This window comes from Alkalicoccus luteus (assembly GCF_012034335.1).
In the GTDB taxonomy this organism is placed as follows: Bacteria; Bacillota; Bacilli; order Bacillales; family Salisediminibacteriaceae; genus Alkalicoccus; species Alkalicoccus luteus_A.
In genome coordinates this window covers 149,929-172,028 of sequence record NZ_JAATHJ010000005.1, presented here as the reverse complement: position 1 = coordinate 172,028, position 22,100 = coordinate 149,929, and the positions used below count along the sequence as shown (strand labels likewise).

20 protein-coding genes are annotated in these 22,100 nt (G+C 49.6%); 1 reads left to right on the top strand and 19 read right to left on the bottom strand.

Annotated features, from left to right (window positions below; genetic code table 11):
• Positions 1-69 precede the first annotated feature (69 nt).
• Positions 70-1,176, bottom strand: a complete 1,107-nt coding sequence (gene mqnC, locus HCN83_RS05500; RefSeq protein ID WP_168005320.1) for a cyclic dehypoxanthinyl futalosine synthase — start codon at positions 1,174-1,176, stop codon at positions 70-72.
• 498 nt (positions 1,177-1,674) lie between these two features.
• On the opposite strand from mqnC, the gene HCN83_RS05495 reads away from it, so the two are divergent.
• A complete protein-coding gene (locus HCN83_RS05495) occupies positions 1,675-2,019 on the top strand; it encodes a hypothetical protein (RefSeq protein ID WP_168005319.1) in 345 nt (114 codons plus the stop codon).
• 136 nt (positions 2,020-2,155) lie between these two features.
• Here the strand turns inward: HCN83_RS05495 and dnaI are convergent, their stop codons facing one another.
• The 18 genes from dnaI to HCN83_RS05405 all read right to left on the bottom strand — a co-directional run bounded on the left by dnaI (position 2,156) and on the right by HCN83_RS05405 (position 22,092).
• Positions 2,156-3,094, bottom strand: coding sequence for a primosomal protein DnaI (gene dnaI, locus HCN83_RS05490; protein WP_168005318.1), 939 nt, complete (start codon positions 3,092-3,094; stop codon positions 2,156-2,158).
• A gap of 3 nt (positions 3,095-3,097) precedes the next feature.
• A complete protein-coding gene (locus tag HCN83_RS05485) occupies positions 3,098-4,492 on the bottom strand; it encodes a replication initiation and membrane attachment family protein (RefSeq protein WP_168005317.1) in 1,395 nt (464 codons plus the stop codon).
• A gap of 64 nt (positions 4,493-4,556) precedes the next feature.
• Positions 4,557-5,018 carry a transcriptional regulator NrdR gene (nrdR, locus tag HCN83_RS05480; RefSeq protein WP_168005339.1) on the bottom strand — a complete coding sequence of 154 codons (462 nt, stop codon included), beginning with the start codon at positions 5,016-5,018 and terminating at the stop codon, positions 4,557-4,559.
• A gap of 15 nt (positions 5,019-5,033) precedes the next feature.
• Positions 5,034-5,441, bottom strand: a complete 408-nt coding sequence (locus HCN83_RS05475; protein ID WP_168005316.1) for a DUF1499 domain-containing protein — start codon at positions 5,439-5,441, stop codon at positions 5,034-5,036.
• 213 nt (positions 5,442-5,654) lie between these two features.
• The gene (speD, locus tag HCN83_RS05470; RefSeq protein ID WP_168005315.1) at positions 5,655-6,056 is read right to left on the bottom strand and encodes an adenosylmethionine decarboxylase; all 402 of its coding nucleotides are present in this window, start codon (positions 6,054-6,056) and stop codon (positions 5,655-5,657) included.
• Between the two features lie 284 nt (positions 6,057-6,340).
• A complete protein-coding gene (locus HCN83_RS05465; RefSeq protein ID WP_168005314.1) occupies positions 6,341-7,369 on the bottom strand; it encodes a glyceraldehyde-3-phosphate dehydrogenase in 1,029 nt (342 codons plus the stop codon).
• A 221-nt stretch (positions 7,370-7,590) separates the two neighbouring features.
• The gene (locus tag HCN83_RS05460) at positions 7,591-8,727 is read right to left on the bottom strand and encodes a hypothetical protein (RefSeq protein WP_168005313.1); all 1,137 of its coding nucleotides are present in this window, start codon (positions 8,725-8,727) and stop codon (positions 7,591-7,593) included.
• A 235-nt stretch (positions 8,728-8,962) separates the two neighbouring features.
• The gene (gene coaE, locus HCN83_RS05455; RefSeq protein WP_168005312.1) at positions 8,963-9,556 is read right to left on the bottom strand and encodes a dephospho-CoA kinase; all 594 of its coding nucleotides are present in this window, start codon (positions 9,554-9,556) and stop codon (positions 8,963-8,965) included.
• Positions 9,553-10,392, bottom strand: a complete 840-nt coding sequence (gene mutM, locus HCN83_RS05450; protein WP_168005311.1) for a DNA-formamidopyrimidine glycosylase — start codon at positions 10,390-10,392, stop codon at positions 9,553-9,555. Before mutM ends, coaE begins: the two co-directional genes overlap by 4 nt.
• Positions 10,393-10,419: 27 nt before the next feature.
• On the bottom strand, positions 10,420-13,044 hold the full coding sequence (gene polA / locus HCN83_RS05445) for a DNA polymerase I (RefSeq protein ID WP_168005310.1): 2,625 nt from the start codon (positions 13,042-13,044) through the stop codon (positions 10,420-10,422).
• Positions 13,045-13,317: 273 nt separating this feature from the next.
• Complete coding sequence (gene pnpS / locus HCN83_RS05440) at positions 13,318-15,096, bottom strand: two-component system histidine kinase PnpS (protein WP_168005309.1); 1,779 nt, start codon at positions 15,094-15,096, stop codon at positions 13,318-13,320.
• Entirely contained in the window at positions 15,089-15,799 is a 711-nt protein-coding gene (locus HCN83_RS05435) for a response regulator transcription factor (protein WP_168005308.1), read from the bottom strand. The genes pnpS and HCN83_RS05435 overlap by 8 nt, the downstream gene beginning before the upstream one ends.
• A gap of 546 nt (positions 15,800-16,345) precedes the next feature.
• On the bottom strand, positions 16,346-16,825 hold the full coding sequence (locus HCN83_RS05430) for a MaoC/PaaZ C-terminal domain-containing protein (RefSeq protein ID WP_168005307.1): 480 nt from the start codon (positions 16,823-16,825) through the stop codon (positions 16,346-16,348).
• A 404-nt stretch (positions 16,826-17,229) separates the two neighbouring features.
• Positions 17,230-18,168: a malate dehydrogenase gene (mdh, locus tag HCN83_RS05425; protein WP_168005306.1), complete on the bottom strand. Its 939-nt coding sequence runs from the start codon at positions 18,166-18,168 to the stop codon at positions 17,230-17,232.
• Positions 18,169-18,333: 165 nt separating this feature from the next.
• Complete coding sequence (icd, locus tag HCN83_RS05420; protein ID WP_168005305.1) at positions 18,334-19,602, bottom strand: NADP-dependent isocitrate dehydrogenase; 1,269 nt, start codon at positions 19,600-19,602, stop codon at positions 18,334-18,336.
• A 92-nt stretch (positions 19,603-19,694) separates the two neighbouring features.
• Positions 19,695-20,810: a citrate synthase gene (citZ, locus tag HCN83_RS05415; protein WP_168005304.1), complete on the bottom strand. Its 1,116-nt coding sequence runs from the start codon at positions 20,808-20,810 to the stop codon at positions 19,695-19,697.
• Between the two features lie 347 nt (positions 20,811-21,157).
• On the bottom strand, positions 21,158-21,628 hold the full coding sequence (locus HCN83_RS05410; protein ID WP_168005303.1) for a DUF441 domain-containing protein: 471 nt from the start codon (positions 21,626-21,628) through the stop codon (positions 21,158-21,160).
• A gap of 56 nt (positions 21,629-21,684) precedes the next feature.
• On the bottom strand, positions 21,685-22,092 hold the full coding sequence (locus HCN83_RS05405; RefSeq protein WP_168005302.1) for an FxsA family protein: 408 nt from the start codon (positions 22,090-22,092) through the stop codon (positions 21,685-21,687).
• Between the last annotated feature and the right edge of the window lie 8 nt (positions 22,093-22,100).

Sequence of the window (22,100 nt, the reverse complement as noted above, 5' to 3'; positions counted from 1 at the left end):
CTTGTCGACGCTGTGCGTATGAATCTGAAATTCAGTATAGCGGGGCTCTCTGGAAAAAGCAAGAGCCGATTAGTTTTGCATGATAAAGTCTTTTTCAACCGTTTCACCTTCTGCAAAGGAACGGAGGTGCTTATACTTCGTATTACGCTGGACAGGTGTTTTACCTGCTTCGCGGATCAGACGGAGGATCAGGTTCGTGTCCACTTTATACGTCGCGCCTGCAGCAGAAACGACATTTTCCTCAATCATCGTGCTGCCGAAGTCATTACAGCCGTAAGACAGGGATGTTTTGCCGACTTCCGGCCCCATCGTGACCCAGGACGACTGGAAGTTTGGAATATTATCGAGGAAAATTCGGGAAATCGCGAGGTTTTTCAAGTAGTCTCGCGGCGTCACCTTTTCCCCTTTCATATTCGTGTTTTCCGGCTGGAACGTCCAGGAAATAAAGGCGAGGAAGCAGTCGGCATCATCCTGCGCATCGCGGACGCGCTGCAGATGAAGTGCTCTCTCTTCCATTGATTCGCCAAAGCCGATGACCATCGTAGCAGTACCGTGCATGCCGGCACGTTTCACTGCTTTCATGCAGTCAATCCACTGCTCCCATGTTCCTTTCAGCCGGCTGATCTTGCGTCTCGTGCGGTTATCAAGAATTTCAGCGCCACCGCCCGGAACAGAATCGAGTCCTGCTTCTTTGAGCTGCTTCAGCACCTCATCAACAGAAAGACCGGAAACGTCAGCCATTTTATAAATTTCTGCGGGTGAAAAGGAGTGCATCGTAATATCGAAACGCTTTTTGATTTCACGAAGCAGATCTGTGTAATAGCTGAACGGCAGGTTCGGGTTTGTTCCGCCCTGCATTAAAATTTCGGTCCCGCCGACATCGATCGTCTCCTGAATCTTTTCGAAAATGACTTCATTATCCAGCGTATAGCCATCCTTTGCATTCGGAGGACGGTAAAACGCGCAAAAACGGCAGTATGTGTCGCAAAAGTTCGTATAGTTTACATTGCGTCCGATAACGAAAGTGGTTTCCGGCTCCGGATGCCACTTCTTCATTTTCTCGTTCGCAAGTTCTCCCATCTTCTCTACTTCATCAGACTCGTAAAGGCGGATGGCATCTTCTACAGTAATACGCTCTCCGTTCCGAGAGCGTTCCAGAATATCATCGATACTCATTAAGGAATCCCCCATTCATAACTTTCAGGCTCTTGTCCTATCGTACCACATTCTCTCTGGGGGTCAAAAAGAAACCGTTCTACTGAAATCATGAACAGTCTGTGTCTGAAAAGGCCCATCTGCCCTTGTCAACAGCCGGGCACCTCGAGGTACAAAGAAGAAGCTGCCTGAAAATCAGACAGCTTCTTCAGGCTGTTGAAAAAGTCTTACAACTTACATGTTTATTCGTTTGGTTGTATTTCCCCTCTGTTTACCGAGCCTGCCGTGGGCTGGCCTTCAGCTATTTCTCAAGGTGACCCCTGTATGAAGGGAAGAAAGGCACGTAGGATGGCGCGGCTTCACTCGGACACAGGCTTCTCGCGAGAAGCCTTTAAGACCCGGTCCGGCTCCACTCGCGCTTTTCATGCCGTTCAAGATCGAACGGCTATGAGGCTTCACTCGGACACAGGCTTCTTACAAGAAGCCTTCAAGACCCAGTCCGGCTCCGCTCGTGCGTTGATGCCGTTCGCAGATCTGAACGGCACGGAATCTTCAGGCTGCGCGACTTCCACTGGCGTCTCCGCCGGACACATCGGGGAAACGGCTCTGCTTCGTGGAAAACAACGTCACGACAGACGCGACTGCTTTTTGTACTTTCATAATGAATTCTACGAAGTACGAACACCCCTGTTCAACATTGAAACGTCTCATCGGGAAAGTTCTATCCGTATGGAAGCCGATCGTGCATTCATAACCAGGCACTTGAAACGCACTAACAGCTGCCGACATCGGAGGACCTCGACTCCAGGAGGATCAGAACGAGGCGAAGATCCAGCGCTTCCGACAGCAGGAGGAAGCGGTTAGCTGAGCCCGTTCCCTCCGGAAAGCGAGTGTCCGCAGATACAGGCAGATGCAACGTTATTCACTTAGAATGACTTTATCCACACTCTGAAGAAGCTGCCTGAAAATCAGACAGCTTCCCCTTTTCTTTCAAAACCGGTTAATCGGTTCGTCTGTTGCGTCCGCTCATCGGGATTTCGTCGGTCAGGTGGCGGATGCGCTCCATGATCCGTCTTGCTTTCAGCTCATCAACCTTTTCCGCTCCCCGAGTCTGGGTGGAAGCGAAGTGCAGTTCAAGATCATCGAGGCTGAAGTTGGAGGTGAAGACAGTCGGAAGCTTCTCCATCATTCGGAATTGGAGCAGCGACCCAAATACTTCATCACGGACCCAGGGCGTCATCGTTTCCGCTCCAATGTCATCGAGAATGAGGACGCGGGCCCTCTTCACATTATCAAGCTTTTCCTGGTAGGAGCCGTCTGCAATACCGCTTTTAAGCTCCCGCAGAAAATCAGGCGTATACACGAGCATCGTCTCCACTTCCTGATCCGCAAATTCGTTGGCAATCGCACTGACGAGAAATGTCTTGCCGACACCGAACGGACCATGAATATACAGCCCCATTGCCGTTTCACCGGGAACCGTATTTGTACAGAAGGCCAGTGCTTTCACGTAGGCATCCGTCCGCTTCTCCGTATCCGATTCGAAATCCTCAAACGTCACTGTCAGCATATCTTTCGGTAAATAGAGGCTTTTCATAAAGGATTCATGCTTTTTCCGTTCATCATCCCGCCGTTTCAGCGGACATGTCTGATAGGACAGGTGAATCCGTCCACGCACTTCATTGAGCTGCGGCTGATAGCCCTGCATAACGTTGGGACATGCCGCAAGTCCAGGGCAGTGGTCGCAATTGTGCCACTGCTCCTTATACTGATACAGGTCATTCAGGCCGCTTTCAACGGCCTCCCGGCCAATTTCGGGATGCCCCTGTAGAAACGACGCGACTCTGCTGTCAGCCGTCACTTCCTGCATCAGCTTATTAAGGCGTTCCTGAATCCGCCCGTCGCCAAACCGGCGCAGTGACTGGTTAATCGGGTCCATTGCTTACCCTCCTCTCTTTTCTTTTTTTTCACGCAGCAGCGCTTTATATTTTTCTGCTTCCTGTCTTGCCCGCTGCAGCGACTCTTCATCCTGTTCTGTTTCAGCTTCGGGCTCCTGCATCCATTTCGGAAGCGGCTGTCTGATCTGTTGTTTCCCTTGTTTTCCTTGAGGCTGCTTCTGATTCTGCTCGTAGTGTTTACGGCTCTCATGCTCCTGCTTGGCCAGTGCCATCGCATCCGCTACTGTCTTTACTTTCTTCCGCTTCCACTGCGTAGCTATTTTGAAGGCGAGCCCCTTCGCCAGATTGCCGTTATTGACTATATACAGATAGTCGATCAGAACGTTGACGACACCTGCTGGCAGCCCGTAATCGGACATCAGCTCTTCAATAATGTCTACATCGCCTGGAAATACTTTTGCCCCGTCGCTTAAGGAGTGCAGATATTCCAGAGGAGACGTCGTTTCGAAATACTGAATCTGTCGTTCTTCATCGGTAGCCGGTTCTTTGTTGACGGTCCGCAGCTGCGGCGGCTGGCTGCGCATGCCGAGCATCGGCGGTCTGCCGTTTTCCTGGAGGCGGTAGCGTCTTTTTGCGGCCTCCCGCAGCTCTTTCACTTCCAGGTGATCCGTATGAAACATCGCATCCTGAATCAGGTAGGCAATTTCCTCTGCGCTGTATCGGTACAGAAAAGCGATCTGTCGTATACACGTTTCATTGACATCCGTATACAGTTCCTCCCGCTTAACGAACGGCGGAAGGTGCGCAGCGATCTCCTCGAGCGTCAGTTCCTCTCTGCTAAAGTCGTAGGATGCTTCCTCACCGCTCCCCTGCAGGATCGAGGCAGAAGAAACTGCATCCGCCATTTCACCTGATGTACTCCGCATTTCCGATGGATGAATCGAGGTAAAAACTTGATCAAACCCCTGTGTCACTTTCTCATAGCCGCTTTTATCTGCCTGGTGTACGGCAAATGACTCCCGCAGTCTTCGATACCGCTCTCGGCTGCCGATTCGATTGTACAAATAAACGCTCAGCAAATCATCAGCGAAAAAATCGGCAGGCGACAGCGGCTGCTTGAGTTCATACAAATAAACGCTGTCCCCGTCTTCCTCTTTTTTAAATGTTTCCAGAAGCCCCATCGCTTCAAGCTTTCTGCGCTCATCAGCAAGCATAGGCAGCGGCTGTCCGGTATGCGTCATCCATTGCTTATGCGTGCCGGTGATAGCTAAATCAGCGCTCATACTGATCTCTGAAGCGAGCATCATATACAAGCTGTATGCGACAGGACCGATAAGCGGCTGATACAAAAGTGTCAGTGAGCGAATGCGTTCGTCCGGCACCGCTGCGGACATAACGGCAGAAAATGGTGTAGCGGGCTGTATATCCTGCCAGCGCATGTGGTCATCCCTCCATAGAAAAGAGCCGCCCCGAAACAGACAGGGACAGCCCCGGTGATTACGATCATTTGTTTTCCCGGTTGATCAGATCCTTCAATTCGTCCACAAATACATTGATGTCCTTGAACTGCCTGTAGACAGAGGCAAACCGCACGTAAGCCACATCGTCAATATCAGCCAGATGCTGCATGACATATTCGCCAATGTCATTGCTGCTGATTTCCGGAGCGCTGCGGTTTCGCATTTCTTTTTCCACTTCTGTCGTCAGCTGTTCCAGACGCTCAAGCGGAATCGGACGCTTTTCGCATGCACGTACCAGACCGCGAAGCAGCTTCTCTCGGCTGAATTCCTCCCGGTTTCCATCTTTCTTCACAACGATCAGTGGTGTTTTTTCGACCCGCTCAAACGTCGTATAGCGGTAGCCGCAAGCTTCACATTCGCGACGGCGCCGGATCGCTCTTCCTTCGTCACTTGGCCTAGAATCCAGCACCTTTGTTCCATTATGAGAACAGTGCGGACAAATCATGGCGGACACCTCACTTTATCTGCTCAGTTCATCTCCGAGCGCAGTGCCGACGAACGTAAGCCTGCTGTTCAGTTCTTTGTAAAGGCTCCGCACCATCTTGGCGCTGCTACCGAAGTCTGTAAACAGGACGGTATCCGTATTGACAGCAAAATCAACTGCTGTTCGGTACGGACGCACCATGATCACAGTAATAACAATAAAATATTTCTTTCCGGAAGTCGTGTTCACGATAATTTCCCCGTGCTCTTCCGAAACCGAACTGACTGTATATCCCTGCTTCTGGGAAAACATCGTCTGCAGCTCCGACATCACTTTGTCTCTCATCGCTTTATAGTAATGGGTTTGCAGCGTTTCATCCGGATGCTTTTCATTTGTCTCTGTTCTGGTACTGAATGCTTTTTGCAATGTCTGTTTGATTCCCATTTGTATGCACCTCGCCTTCTTTAAGAATAGCAAGAAACAGCGGCTGATTCAATCGAATATGATAGACCGTCTGAAACGGAGGTGCCCGCAGTCTCTGTGCGGCTCCGGAATCTTTCCCCGCAGCCTGAAGCCGCGTGTATGAGCACTGGTCATCAAAACGAAAAGCCGCTCCGGATGATTAGTCGGGAGCGGCTCTTGTTTTAAACTGCTATTTTACGAAGAGGTGCTGCTATAAGAACCCTCTCCTGATTTCTGCATGACTTCAATCGGTCCGATACCGCGTGGCACTTCGACAACTTCCGATCGTCCGGCGCCGAGGGCATTCGCGATAAAATCGGCCGCCACGTTCGGATCAATCCGGTCCCCGCACGTATACACATCAATACTTGCATAACCGTGCTCCGGAAAGCTGTGAATCGTCAAATGTGATTCGCTGATTATGACGACTCCGCTGACACCCTGAGGGGCAAACTTGTGAAAAGCCACCTCTCTTACTTCTGCTCCTGCTTCCAGAGCAGCATCAACAAACGTCCGTTCAATAAACGCCATATCATTCAGCTTTTCGATGTTACATTTCCATAGTTCTGCAATTACATGTCTTCCCATTGTATCCATTGCAAAATCCCCCTTCTTCAATATCAAAGCTGTTAATCGATCACTTAATCCTGGATTACTGGGGGGAAAGTTAGTCCGGTGAGGTCCTAACCCTTTAATAATCAAACTAAGCGAAGTTTACGAAAGTTAGTATACGTTTTTTACAACAATAATGCAATCATTTTTTACCGCTTCTTCCAGCTGTCCAAAGCCGATAATACGGGGCAATTAACTATAATTAACAGCAGGCATGAAGAATGCCGCAGCCCCGGAGGAAGCCCGGGCTGCGGCAGTTTCAAATTGTATTAGGAAGCGTATGTGCTGCGGTCCGCATTCAGGTAGCTGCCTACGTAGTAGACGAGATCAAGAAGGCGGCAGGAGTAGCCCCATTCGTTATCGTACCAGGCGAGTACTTTCACCTGACGATCATTGACGACCATCGTAGACTGACCGTCGATAATGGCAGAGCGTGCATCACCGTTAAAATCGACTGATACAAGCGGATCATCCGTATAGCCGATAATGCCGGACATGCCGTTCATTCCGGATTCCCGCAGAATATGATTCACTTCCTCAACGGATGTATCGCGCTCTACATCGATGACAAGGTCTACGAGCGACACGTTTGGTGTCGGCACACGCAGAGCCAGTCCGTGAAGTTTCCCTTCCATTTCCGGAAGCACGGAGGAGATGGCCTTTGCTGCTCCGGTTGTTGTCGGTATGATGGACTGGCCGCAAGCACGTGCGCGGCGAAGATCTTTATGCGGGTTATCGATATTACGCTGATCGCCCGTGTAAGAATGCACCGTCGTCATCATTCCTGAAACGATGCCGAGCTCTTCATGTAACACTTTTACCACCGGAGCGAGGCAGTTCGTCGTGCAGGAGGCGTTTGAAAGTACGTGATGATTCGTATGATCATAGTCTTCCTCGTTAACGCCGTACACGATCGTTACATCTTCATTTTTACCCGGCGCCGTGATGATCACCTTTTTTGCACCTGCCTGCATATGTTTTTCTGCTTCTTTCTTCTCACGGAACTTTCCCGTTGCTTCCAGTACGATATCAATACCAAGCTCTTTCCACGGAAGTTCAAGCGGATCGCGTGAATTGACCAGCTCAACCTGCTTTCCATCGACGATCAGCTTTCCATCAACGGCTTCCACCCGCTTTTTAAATGTACCGTGTACTGTATCATAGTTTACGAGATGAGCGAGCGTCTCCGCCGGATATCCTGCGTTCACAGCTGCGATTTCCACCTTCTCATCCATCATCGCCTTGCGAAACACCATCCGTCCAATTCTGCCAAACCCATTGATTGCTACTCGTATCATACAATACCCCTCCCAAGCTAATGTGCTATATTATATAAGCGTTTTCATGGATATAGTATAGCACATTAACCAAAAAAGATACTATCTATTTTTATTAATTACAAAAGATTTCCTGCCTCTAAGGCAGGTGCCCCACATAAATCGTTCCGGATTGCTAAACTGGTCCTCATTAGAAGCATCAAAAAAGCTCAGAAGCGCTGTGCTTCTGAGCTTTCAGGCAGTTATCGAAAGATGCCTGCTGCTCCCGTGGTAACCGGCATCCGTTCTTTTGGTAACACAATGAGCGCTATATGCCGCCGGAATGCAAGCTCGGTAAGATCGCCCAAAATATCTCCGGCCTGCCGTTCTTCTGTTCTTGCTCCGCTGACCTCACCGGTCAGTTCATCAATATGACCGGCAACGTGCCTACCGTCTTCAATCAGCAGACGGGCAAGGCGGTTTTCCGTTAAAGCAAGTGCGATTTCTTCTAAGTGGGAAGAGCCTTTGCCATGAGCCCGGGCCGTTTCAAAAGCATCGACGGCTTTTTTCGTTTTCTCCAGATAGACCGGTTCAACGATGTTCCATGCCCGTTTTGTCAATTCTCCAAGCTCCAGGGAATTGATATCGCTTTTTATACCTTCTTCCATAAGATAAGCATTGCTGCTCACTTTATGATACAAGCCGTGATGTTCGTTGACAGATACAAGCATGAGCGGCAGCCTCGTTTTGTGTGAATGATGATCGGTTACATAGCGGTCAACGTAGCGGAAGAACTTTTCCGTATCTTTATCCATTTCATCTTTCCGTCCGCCTTGTCCAAAGTACGCCGCATTTCCACCGCTCAGTGAAACCTGGTCAAGATGCGACTCTTTTTTCTCATCGCCGACTACTTCCTCTTTTGTTTTCGGAATGTCTTCAGGTAGCGTTATTTCTTTCAGACCGTAGCGGTTGCCTTGATACAGGCGGAACGTGTCTTTCGTGAGGCCGAGCAGCTGATAGTCATCTGCAGATTGAAATACGCGGATCAGTGGGCTGATAAAAGGCCGCTCGGAAACGATTGACATCGACTTCACAGGCCGCTCAAGCTGGTACACCACGCAGCGTCCTTCTGCTGCAAATACAGCAATGCTTTCAGGAATCGTTCGCCAAAAATGTCTGTCCTCTGCAATGGCACGAAGCGGTTTAACGAGTTCATCTGCTTTTACGTGCGGATAACCCTCCCTGAGCTTCCGATCGAGGTCTTTCAGCATGTTGCGGAATACGACAGCGTTAGACTGTTTTTCTCTTCCGGCTCTTTCGGTCGCCTGATACAACGATAAAAACGGAGCCCGGGCATCATAAAACAAGTCATGCGGAAAATGATTTGTCAGTTCGAACATACGTCTCGCCTCCATTCAAATCATTCAGATGTTCAGCATCGCCCACACGTTCACTAATAACGAACAAAAAACAGCTACAGTTCTTAAAAGCGAACCGATTTCTTTCATTATACAATACGCCAACGCATTTTCCTTTATTCCTATCAAATCTTTTTACGCTACTTCTAGCTCACTGCTGCAGCAGAAAGCCTGGACCGTCGACATGTCCAGGCAGTCATTATATGCACTTGCTGCTTCATTGTTTCTGGAGAAGCATTTCGATCAGCTCGCTCACCTGACGCGCAGTTTCCTGTTCCGAACCGCAGTTTGCAATGACGAAATCTGCCCGTTTCTTTTTTTCTTCAATCGACAGCTGCGACTCCATCCGGCTGCGAGCTTCCTGCTCTGAATAACCGTTTCGCTTCATAAGTCGCTCCAGCTGCGTCTTCTCCGGTACATAAACGACGGCTGTTTTATCAACTAAGTAAAACAGCTCATTCTCAAATAATAGCGGGATGTCCAGAACGACGATCTCGTGTTCAGCCTCCGCTTCATCGGCCTGCTGCTTCATCGCGCGGCGGATGACAGGATGAACGATCGCATTGAGCTGCTCGCGTTTCGCCGGGTCACTGAATACAACGGAGCCAAGTTTTTCCCGGTCCAATGTTCCATCTGCAGCGATGACAGAGCTGCCAAAAGCAGCTTTAATTTCATTTAATGCCGGTGTACCCGGCTGAACAACTTCTCTCGCAATGATATCGGCATCAATCACCGGGCAGCCTTCCTCGCGGAAAAAGCCGGCAGCGGTGCTTTTGCCTGTTGCAATACTGCCTGTAAGTCCAAGCTTCATCGGGAAACCTCCCTTGCAGGCTGGCAGCGGGGACAGATATGCGTCCCGCGCCCGCCGACGGTGAAACGGATAATCGGTTCCCCGCAATGCTTGCACGGCTCATTTTTTCTTCCGTACACGTTAAGCTGCTGTTGAAACATCCCCATTTCACCCTGACCGTTTACATAGGATTTAACTGAAGAGCCTCCAGCAGCAATAGCGTCTGCCAGCGTTCTGACGATGCATTTGTGCAGCCGTCTGATCTGCTCATCCGATAATTCCGATGAAACCGTCTCCGGATGAATACCGGCTGAGAACAAGGCCTCATCTACGTATATATTGCCAAGTCCTACTAGCTTCGTCTGATCCAGCAGCTGCGTTTTTACCGCACGGGAAGATTTCAATCTGCCTTTCAGAACGTCTGGCGTAAAATTTTTCTCCAGGGGCTCAGGCCCGAGCTGCCGGAGAGGAAGCTCTGTCAAATCCGTGCCTGCTTCAAAAATATGCATCGTTCCGAACTGACGCACATCCGTATAGCGGAGCTCGCTTCCATCTGTAAAGACAAAGCGGACGTGGGTGTGCTTATCGACCGGATCCTCTTTTTCAAACATGCCGTATCTGCCTTCCATACGCAAATGCGACACGAGCACGTAGTCATCCAGCAGCAGACGCAGAAATTTCCCTCGCCGCTCAACCAGGTGAAACGTCTGTCCCTGCAGCATCGTCCGGAATGCCTCCACATCATCCGGCTTCTGAATGATTCTCGGCAGTGTAATCACGACGTCTTCAATTGTCTTTTTCTTTATCAGTTGATTTAATGTTTGTCTGACTGTTTCCACTTCCGGCAGTTCCGGCATGTGAACACTCCTTTCAGCCTGGCCGCGCTATTTCGCGTCGTACCATGTCTTTCCGTAGTCCGCATCCACTTTTAATGGTACGTCGAGTTCGACGCACGATTCCATCACCCGGCTGACAAGCTCTGACAGCTCGTCGGCCTGTGATTCAGAAACTTCAAAGATTAATTCATCGTGCACCTGCAGCAGCATGACAGCCTCGAGGCGTGATTCCTCCAGCGCTGCATCCACGTCCACCATCGCTTTTTTAATGATGTCAGCGGCACTCCCCTGAATCGGTGTGTTCATCGCTGTCCGCTCCGCAAAGCTGCGCTGGTTAAAGTTCCGGCTCGTAATTTCAGGCAGATAGCGTCGTCTGTTCATCATCGTCGTGACATACCCGCTTTCCCTCGCTTGTTCAACGATGGTATCCATATAGTCTTTTACTCCAGGATAACTCTCAAAGTACTTGTCGATAAACGACTGCGCTTCTTTTCTCGTCACGCCCAGACTCTGGGAAAGTCCGTAGTCACTGATTCCATAGACGATACCGAAGTTGACGGCTTTGGCCGTTCGCCTCATGCCTCCGTCCACCTCGTCCGCGGAGACTCCGAAAACGTCCATTGCCGTTTTTGTATGAATATCCATGTCTTCCTGAAATGCGTGAAGCAGATTCTTATCCTGCGAAATGTGAGCAAGCACCCGCAGTTCAATTTGCGAATAGTCGGCTGCGAGAATCACAGATTCTTCACGGGTCGGTACGAAAGCGTGACGGATTTTACGGCCTTCCTCAAGACGGATCGGGATATTCTGCAAGTTTGGTTCCGTCGAACTGAGCCGGCCGGTCTGTGTCAGCGCCTGATTGAAAATCGTATGAATGCGTCCGGTTTTGTCATTGACTGCTTTCAGCAGGCCTTCGATATACGTCGAATTCAGCTTGCCGAGCTGGCGGTACAGGAGAATTTCCGGAATGATCTCATGAGAATCCTGCAGTTTTTCAAGTACATCCGCTGACGTTGAATACCCCGTTTTCGTTTTTTTAATCGGCGGCAGCTGCAGCTTTTCAAACAGAATTTCTCCAAGCTGCTTTGGCGAATTAATGTTAAACGTCGTACCGGCCAGATCATGGATCTTCGCTTCAATCGCGTCCAGCCGCTCGGTCAGGCTTTTTCCAAGATCTTCAAGCTCTCCTTTATCGATCGCAACCCCGTGCTGCTCCATCCGTCCTAGAATGACAGACAGCGGCATTTCCAGTTCAATCAGCAGCTCAAGCTGCTCGTTTTCGGAGAGTTCGTTTTCAAGCGCCGGCTTCAGCTCGAGCAGAGCAGCTGCTTTTCTTCCTAGATGCTGGCTTAGCTTCTCTTCTTCCGGAACCTGCTGTTTCTTGCCTTTTCCGTAGACGACTTCATCGTGCTGAACCTGCAGACCGCTTTTCCGCTCCGCGATATCCGCCATGTCGTGGGAAGAAGCTCCCGGGTCGAGCAGATAAGAAGCCATCTGCACATCGAATCCGGCACCGTCGAGCTTAATTTCCTCCCAGCCGAGGCTGACAACAGCACGCTTGGCATTGAAAACCCATTTCTTCTTTTCCGGATCGGCAGCCCACTCCTGAAAGACCGGGTCCTGCAGCATCTCCGGCTTCAGGTAGTACACGCCGTTTTTATTCGCTGCAGCTGCTCCAATGATCGCCGCATGATGATAGTTGTCTTCCAGTGATTCTACGACGAGGGCGCATTCCTCTGTCAGCACCTCATCTGTCAGCTCCTCCGGAATAATCACTTCCAGATCTTTAAGGTCTTCTTTCGTTTCCGCTTCTGCTCCTATGCGGTTTAAGAGCGATTGAAAGCCGAGCTCGTTAAACAATGCAGCAAGCGCACTCTGATCTGCTTCCTGAACCGGGAGATCTTCGACATTTGTTTCAATCGGCGCTTCTGTCAGAATGGTTGCAAGCTTTTTACTCATGAGTGCCTGCTCTTCATTTGCTTCCAGCTTCTCCTTCATTTTTTTTCCGGAAACCTGATCCAGATTTTCGTACACGCCTTCGACCGTTTTGTGCGCAGCAAGCAGCTTCAGTGCTGTCTTTTCTCCGACTCCAGGCACCCCGGGAATATTATCGGAGCTGTCGCCCATCAGGCCTTTCATGTCGATGATCTGCTCCGGCGCAAGGCCGTATTTTTCATCAAGCGCCTCCAGGTCATATGTATCCACATTCGTGATGCCTTTACGCGTCAATGCGACCTGCACATGCTCTCCGACGAGCTGAAGCAGGTCTTTATCTCCCGTAAAAATTTTTGTTTCCCAGCCTTTACCGGCAGCTTTTACCGCAAGCGTTCCGATAATATCGTCCGCTTCGTAGTTTTCCACTTCCTCATACGGAATGCGAAACGCATTTAGCAAATCCCGCATAATCGGAAGCTGCTCAGCAAGCTCCGGCGGCGTTTTCTGGCGCGTGCCCTTGTACTCTTTAAACGTATCGTGGCGAAACGTCGTCTTACCGGCATCAAAGGCGACCATCAGGTGAGTCGGCTTCTCTTCTTCCAGTACTTTCAGCAGCATCGTTGTAAATCCGTATACTGCGTTTGTGTATACGCCTTTATCGTTATTCAACAGGGGCAGCGCAAAGAAAGCCCTGTATGCAATACTGTTTCCGTCTACTAGCACTAGTTTGTTTGTCATTCCATCCACCCCGGTTTCATAATTACTTTCTTCTGCTATTTTAGCATGAATGCCGGGACATGACACAAACCGAGAGCGAAAAAACGAACGTACTTTCGTGTATTTATACAGAAAAGGACCGGAAGCTCAGGGGAGGGCTTCCGGTCCGCAAAAGGGGATGTATCATATACCGCTGCTGCGGGGACAGCAGACAGTACATGAAGCAGTTCACACTTCTGAGTATAGCGCGTGAATACTAAGCGTGTTTTAAGCTCATGTAAAGAAATTGTAAAGTTACCCCTGATCCTCAAACGGCTGGCGCTTAAATACGAGCCGGAATGTCGTCCCCTTTCCGGGTTTACTGTCGACAGAAAGCCTTGCATGATGGGCTTCTGCTAAGTGTTTTACGATTGCCAGGCCAAGACCCGTGCCGCCTGAATTCCGGCTGCGTGCCCGGTCCACCCGGTAAAACCGCTCAAATATACGCGGAATTTCTTTTTTCGAAATACCAATCCCGGTGTCGGACACTTCCAGTACGACCGTTTCCGTCTGGCCGTAAACACGGACGTAAATATCTCCGCCTTCCGGTGTGTATACGATCGCATTATTCACGAGGTTGATCAGCACCTGCTTCAGGCGGGCTCCGTCTGCAGGCACGATAATATCTCCGTCACACTTTGTGTGGATTGTCATATTTTTAGCTGCTGCTTTTTCATTCAGCATCATCGTTGTGTCCTCGATCATCCTGCCAAGATCCACCTCGTCCCAGTTCAGTTCGAAATGCTCGCCTTCTATTTTGGAAAGCTCCAGCAGGTCAGTGATTAACCCTTCCAGCCGGACTGATTCCTTTGAGATGATCGTTAAAAACTTTTCACGCAGAACATCGTCATGCATCGCGCCGTCAAGGAGCGTTTCCGTAAAGCCCTTCAACGACGTAACCGGCGTTTTCAGCTCATGGGAAACGTTCGCAACGAAGTCTTTCCGAGCCTGCTCCAGCTTTTTCAGCTCCGTAATATCATGGAAGACGAGCACGACTCCCTTCAGTTCATCGTCATGGCCGATAATTGGAGCGCCGTGCACATCAAAGTGGCGGATGTAGATGCCTACCGGCCATTTAATCTGACGGCGGAGCGGCCGTTCAACGAGAAACAGCTCCTGAACGAAGCGGATTACGGACTTCCGGTCGATCGCATTGTAGTACAGCTTGTTCAGCCAGCGGTCCGTGTCCTCTTCAAACAATTCTCCGCATGAACGATTGACGAGCGTAATATCACCTTTGGAATTAATCAGGACAAGACCGCTCCCCATGTTCTCAATCAGCGTTTCCAGTCGCTCCTGTTGATTCTCATATGTTTTTGTAATCTGATCCAGATTTTCAGCCAGTACATTAATCGATCGGTTCAGTTCCCCAGTCTCCAGGTGCAGCCCTTCATACGTTCTTGCCTGATAGTTCCCTCTCGCCAGTTCGTTCGCAACACGGCGGGCGTCTTCAATCGGCTTAATCAGCTGGTTTGCAAGCTTCGTAGCAAATAGAACGATAATAATAAAGGCTATAAAAAAGGAAACGAATAAGAGCAGCCAGACATTCTGGTAAACGTCATTAAGCTCACTCATTTCCAGTCCCAGCCTTAAAAATCCAATATCTTCTCCGTTTACGATAAGCGGCTCTGCATAGTAAAGCAGCTCCTGTTCAACGGTGTCACTGTACCGTACTTCAAATGCTTCAGAGCCTTCTCTCGCTCCAATGATCTCCGGCCGGTCCGCGTGGCTTTCCATCACTTCCGGGTCCTCCGCGCTTTCAGCAAGCACGGTGCCATCTGTGGCAACGATCGTAATCCGGGCACCGAGACGTTCGGAGAGCTCTGCAACGACCTCCTGAAAGTCGCCGCCTGAAGCAGGATCGCTTTGCGCGACCGCATAGGATACGACGGCTGCTTCTTTCTGAACCCGTTCATTCATCCGCTCCTGGTAAAAGTCCTGAATGAACGGTCCCAGGAGGGCGCCAAGACTGGCTAATACCGCAAGAATAATAAGCGACAGCGGCACAATCAGTCTGAAACGATAGCTATTCATCCAGGAACGGATCCTCCATTTTATATCCGAGGCCCCTCACTGTTTTAATGTAAACCGGCTTTTTTGTCACCGGCTCTATTTTTTCGCGCAGGTGGCTGATATGCACATCGACGATTCTCGTATCTCCGACAAAGTCGTAGTTCCAGACGGAATTCAGCAGCTGATCCCGCGTCAAAACACGGCCGCGGTTGTTTATTAAATACAGCAGCAGTTCAAATTCCTTTGGCGTCAGCTCAAGTGCCTGTCCCTTCAGAAACACTTCATAATTGTCCGGAAATATTTCCACATCACCGATTTTCAGCTTGTTTTCCTTTCGCTTTTCTTCCACAGGAGCCGACTGCGATCTTCTCAAAATCGCACGAATTCTCGCCGTCACTTCTCGCGGGCTGAACGGTTTTGTTAAGTAATCATCAGCTCCCAGCTCAAGTCCAAGCACTTTATCAAACTCATCGCCCTTTGCCGTCAGCATCAGGATCGGCGTCTGTATTTTGCTCTGCCGGAGCTCTTTGCATACTTCCATGCCGTCCATTCCCGGAAGCATCAAATCGAGCACAATTAAGTCAAACTGTTCGTCAAGCGCCTTTTCGAGCGCTTCCTTTCCATCCATTGCGGTCGTTACCTCAAATCCACCCTGCTCCAGATTAAATTGCAGCAAAGTCAGGATTGATTCTTCATCATCCACCACCAGCAGGCGCTGTGCCATGTGTCATCCTCCCTGTTGCCGGTCCTGACCCCTGATTCAGGCCGGCAGATAAAATCGCAAACTGCTTCTTCCTTTATCTTACTATACTTTGTGCGGATGACAAGAAGCCTGTGTCTGCTGATTGAAAAAGTATGCGCTGCAAGCAGCCGTCGTAAGCGACACCAAATGGATGTATGCCTTAAACGGCAGATAAAGCCGTCCTGTTCTTGCGGACCGCATTTAAAATATACTCGATCGTCCGCTGGTAAAGCTGGCGTTTTTAGTGCGAGAGTTGAACGTTTTCTGATGCAAATGATGTTCTTTTTCGATACAGCAGTCCTGTATTGATGCTCGTGAAAAGCTGCCGGCCGATGCTAACACTTTTGATGCTGAAATGGAAGCTTTCCGGAGTAAGGTTAACGATTTCACCTGTAAAAGTAAACATTTTCATCCGTGTGTAAAAAACTTTCTGCAGTTCCCCTCGCTTTTTCAAAGCAGCTCACGCTTATTTTCCGAAAAGCCGTTGAATGAAAAAAGCAGGAAGCTGTTTGCTCCCTGCCAGTTTACCTAAAAGTTTTCAAACGTACCTGCCTGCTCCGTCATCGGCTTCCATGGATAAGGCGGAGTGACGTCTATCGTTCCCAGGATAATCGAGTCGTCATACTCATCCCTTCCATCAACCGTCATAAGCGCCGTGCCCTTTTCTCTGTTCAGCTTTTCCACCGTCAGCGTGAGCTTCAGTTTTCCATAGTGATACAGCGGCTTCGGAAAAGCCAGCTGCTGCTCGCGAATGACCGATCCCGGTCCCGGCAGTCCGGTTGAAATGAGAGAAGTAACGAACCCCATCAGCATCAGCTGAGGAACGATCGGCCTCTCGTAAGGCGTCCGGGAAGCATAGTCATGCTGGATGTAAATCGGGTTGGCATCGTCACTGAAGCCGAGGTATAAAAGAATATCCTTATCTTTTATGTCAAATTCCTTTGAAACCGAGGAGCCTTCCTGCAGCTCTTTCAGCGTTTTCCCAAGCTTTTTTCGTTTTGAAAACATATTGATCGTCCCCTTCCATCATCGTACTCCGCTTCAGAAAGCGCTTACAACATCAGTATACCAGACCAGCTTAATCCGGCACAGCTTTTCATGATTATTCCTATGCCTCTCGGAACGCGGAACTTACGCGCGGAGCCGGACTGAATTTAAAATGCTTTTTGTCAGAAGCCTCAGGTTGTTGAAAAAGTCATTTTTGATGCATTTTTATTGGATTTCATGCATCACTTCTTCGCATACCGCCAGAAGATCAATGCAAAGCATCGTTATGCTGAACAAATGAAGGGAAAACATTAACAACCGATTAATCAAACATTTTTTTTACATAACAAACAGGTTAAGACCAGTCAGCATGTTCTCCTGACTGGTCTTATAATGTCGTTTCGAAGTATGCCCAGAGCTTAGTGCTACAGTGCTTTCATGACGTTTTTGACGGATTCGGCAGATTGGTCCAGCTGTTTTTTCTCTTCCTCGTTTAAGTCCAGTTCGAATACTTTTTCGAGACCGGCTCCGCCAAGCATACACGGTACACCGAGATACATATCGCTGTAGCCGTATTCCCCTTCCAGATACGCAATCGCAGGAAGAACGCGCTTCTTATCCTTCAGCACCGCTTCGACCATCTGAGTGATGGCTGCTGCCGGAGCGTAGTAGGCGCTGCCGGTTCCAAGGAGACTCACAATTTCGCCCCCGCCTTTTCTCGTTCGTTCGACGATCGCTTCCAGACGATCAGGAGCAATAAGTTTTTCAACCGGGATACCTCCGACCGAGCTGTAGCGAAGCATCGGCACCATGTCATCCCCGTGCCCGCCGAGAACGAAGCCGCGCACATCTTCGACAGAAACGTTCAGCTCTTCGGCAATAAACGTGTTAAATCTTGCCGTATCCAGTACACCCGACTGCCCGATAACGCGGTTTTTCGGGAATCCGGATTCCTGATACACCGCATACGTCATCGCATCAACAGGATTTGTGAGCACGATAATCAGACACTCCGGCGAATAGCGGACAATTTCTTTCGTTACGCTGCGCATAATGCCAGCATTCGTACTGATCAAGTCATCGCGGCTCATCCCTGGCTTGCGCGGAATACCAGCTGTGATGACGACAATATCAGAGTCAGCGGTATCTGCGTAGTCGGACGTACCTGTCACCTTGGCATCAAAGCCTTGAACGGGTGCTGACTCCAGCATATCGAGCGCCTTGCCCTTCACCGGTCCTTCATTATCGGGAATATCAACGAGGACCACGTCTCCAAGTTCCTTTTGTGCTGTCATAAGAGCTGTCGTCGTACCGGTAAACCCGCCGCCGACAACGGTGATTTTTCTGCGTTTAATTGTAGCCATATCGCCACACCCTTCCGGAAATAATCTAGCTTACGATCAAAAGAGACTGTCTCGTATAAGCATGCGAGACAGCCTCAAAGGAGCGCGCTCCTGCCGGCCAGACAGGAGACACGTTCATGTTTATCATGCAGAGGCTTCGCGTGCTGCCGGAAATCGTTCGTCCGATCAGCCCAGGTTTTTAATCAGTGCGTCACCAAACTCGGAGCATTTCACTTCTTGAGCACCGTCCATCAGGCGCGCGAAGTCATACGTTACCGTTTTTTCTGCAATTGTTTTATCCATTGCATTTTCGATCATGTCGGCAGCTTCTCCCCAGCCGAGGTGGCGGAGCATGAGCACACCGGAAAGAAGTACGGAAGAAGGATTCACTTTATCCTGACCCGCATACTTCGGTGCAGTACCGTGCGTTGCTTCAAAGATTGCATGGCCGGAGTCATAGTTAATGTTCGCACCAGGTGCGATTCCGATTCCGCCAACCTGTGCAGCAAGTGCGTCGGAAACATAGTCCCCGTTCAGGTTCATCGTCGCCACAACAGAAAATTCTTTCGGACGAGTCAGAATCTGCTGCAGGAAGATGTCTGCAATAGAATCCTTGATGATAATCTTGCCGGCAGCTTCTGCCTGATCCTGCGCTTCGTTGGCAGCGTCCTTGCCTTTTTCTTCTACGATGCGGTCATACTCAGCCCATGTGAAGACTTTGTCGCCGAATTCGCGTTCAGCGAGGTCATAGCCCCACGTTTTGAAGGCACCTTCAGTGAACTTCATGATGTTGCCTTTATGCACGAGCGTAACGCTCTTACGGCCTTCATCAAGCGCATACTGAATCGCAGAACGTACGAGACGCTCTGTGCCTTCTTTGGAAACAGGCTTGATGCCGATTCCGGACGTTTCCGGGAAACGGATCTTCGTTGCGCCCATTTCATCCTGGAGGAAGCTGATCAGCTTTTTCGCTTCGTCTGTTCCTTCCTGGAATTCAATACCCGCATAGATGTCTTCCGAGTTTTCACGGAAAATAACCATATCTGTATCTTCCGGACGCTTTACTGGAGAAGGTACACCTTCATACCAGCGTACCGGTCGTACGCATGCAAACAGGTCAAGCTCCTGACGAAGCGCCACGTTCAGGGAACGGAAGCCGCCGCCGATTGGCGTCGTCAGAGGACCTTTAATTGCGATCATGTATTCGCGGATGGTTTCAAGCGTTTCTTCCGGAAGCCATTCGCCAGTTTGGGTATGTGCCTTTTCACCTGCAAGCACTTCTTTCCACTCAATTGCTTTTTCACCGTTATATGCTTTATCTACTGCAGCTTCAATAACTCTGGAAGCAGCCTTCCAAATATCAGGACCGATACCGTCTCCTTCAATGAAAGGAATAATCGGTTTAGCAGGTACGTTCAGTTCTCCATTTGTTACCGTAATTTTTTCTCCAGCCATTCGTAAAAAACCTCCTAAATATAGTTCGTTCCTTCACAAATATATCATAAAGGACAGGGCTGTATCGATACAGCCCCGCCGCCTTTATGCGATTATCGTTTCTCGAGCGGTATCCATTCCTGTTTATCCGGTCCGGTGTATTCTGCACGCGGACGGATGAGGCGGTTGTCTGCATACTGCTCAAGAATATGAGCCAGCCAGCCGGACACACGGCTTACTGCAAAGATCGGCGTGAAAATATCGTGCTCAATGCCAAGACTGTGGTAAACGGATGCCGAATAGAAATCAACGTTTGGAAGCAGTCCTTTTTCATTTGTCACGATTTCATCAATTTTAACGCTCATCTCATACCAGTTGGACTCCCCGGTGATTTCCGTCAGCTGACGGGACATTTCACGCAGGTGCTTGGCTCGAGGGTCGCCGTTTTTGTAAACGCGGTGACCAAAGCCCATGATTTTCACTTTATTGGCGAGAGCTTCTTTGATGTAAGCTTCCGCGTTATCGACGTCGCCGATCTCGTTCAGCATCGCCATTACGCGCTCATTTGCTCCGCCGTGCAGCGGGCCTTTGAGGGCGCCGATTGCAGCTGTTACACCGGAATAGACGTCAGAAAGCGTCGCTACGCAGACGCGGGCAGTGAATGTAGATGCATTCAGCTCGTGATCGGCGTGAAGTACGAGCGCCTTGTTGAAGGCCTTCTCAGAAATTTCATCCGGCTCTTCTCCGTTCAGCATGTAAAGGAAATTCGCAGCAAAGCTTAGTTCCGGCTTCGGAGCGACCGGCTCTTTGCCCTGACGGATACGCGAGAATGCTGTAACGATTGTTGGAAGCTGTGCCTGGAGTTTTACTGCTTTTCTGCGGTTTGCTTCCTCTTCCATCTCATCTGCTTCCTCATCAAACAGTGCAAGATTGGAAACCGCCGTACGGAGGGCAGCCATCGGGTGCACCTTGTCAATCGGAAATGACTTCAGCTGATCCAGCACGGCATCCGGTACTTTGGAAGCCTGGGCAAGCTCTTTGGCAAATGCATCCAGTTCCTCTTTATTCGGAAGACGATTGTTCCAGAGCAGGTAGACAACTTCCTCAAATGATGCGTTGTCCGCAAGATCGTCAATATTGTAGCCGTGGTATGTCAAAACCCCGTCAATGATGGAGCTGACCTGCGACTGCGTTGCAACAATACCTTCTAACCCTTTAGTCTGACTCATGCTATCTCTCCTTTACACACAAAATACGGGCCAAGCCCGGGTTGAACAAAGGAAGCAGCCGGCGTGCGTTTTCGTCCGGCTTTCCTGGATAATAGAAAGCGGTTACGAAAAACATTAACCGCAGAAACCAAACCATTTCTTCTATGTATTTGGCAGTGTCACGATTCCTATTATACCATTTTTCGTATTTTTGTGAATCGAAAAGTTCTGAAATCGACAAGAAGATTCATACAGTTTTCGACAACCGTCGCAGTAGCCTTCCGTTTAGAAGACGGTGCAGAACGTTTCCTGTTCCGGCTCACAATTGCACGATTATACCTCAATGTGTATAAATACAGATCCCCGGCTCAACCGATCAATCCGGAGAAAAACTGAACAGCCCGCATCGCCAGATAAGCAATTCCTGCACCGATGACCGGTCCAACGGCGACGCCTCCAAACAGGGCGACCGCAAGAATCGTACCAAATACGAGCGCCGTCGTGATATGAGGGTCGCTTTGCAGCAGGTCAATTCCGTTCGATGCAATAACAGCGACAAACACACCTGAGACTAAGGCAATCCAGGCATAGGATGAGCCCATCGCCTCCCGTAAGTCCTGAAGTCCTATCTCGCCTGTCACAATAGGTACGAGGACAGCGATTGTAATAATCGTCACTCCGATCTGAATGCCTCTTTCCTGCAAAAACGGAAGCACGCTTCCTGACATACCTCCGTAATACAGGATGAGGAGGACGGCTACTGCCGTCATGAGCGTCACGTTACGGGCAAAAAAGCCGACTGCTAACAGCAGCAGCATAAAAATCAGCGCCTGATTCATCGTAGATTCCCCTTTCTCTGCCCAGAAAAAAACCGCCTTCGAGGCGGTTTCAGCAGCTATCGTCTGCCGTTCTGAGTATTGACAACATAAACATTTCCGGCCTGGATCATGCGCTCATACATACGCTGAAGCAGTGCTTTAAACATTTCGCGGGTCTGCGGAATGAGCAGTAAAAAACCAAGAGTATCGGTTATAAAACCTGGCGTAAGAAGTAGGATACCGCTGATCAGGATACAAACCCCGTCCAGAATTTCACTGCCTGGTATCTGCCCCTGTGAAGATCGGAGCTGTGCTTTTCGGATTGCTTGCAGTCCTTCTCTTCTGGCAAGCCACACACCAAGCACCCCGGTCAGAATAATCAATATGATCGTCCAAAACAAGCCGATGAAGTTCCATGACAGCAAAATCACGATCATTTCAAGCGTTGGTACGACAATCAGCAGTAACAGCAGAAGTTTCTTCACAGCGATTC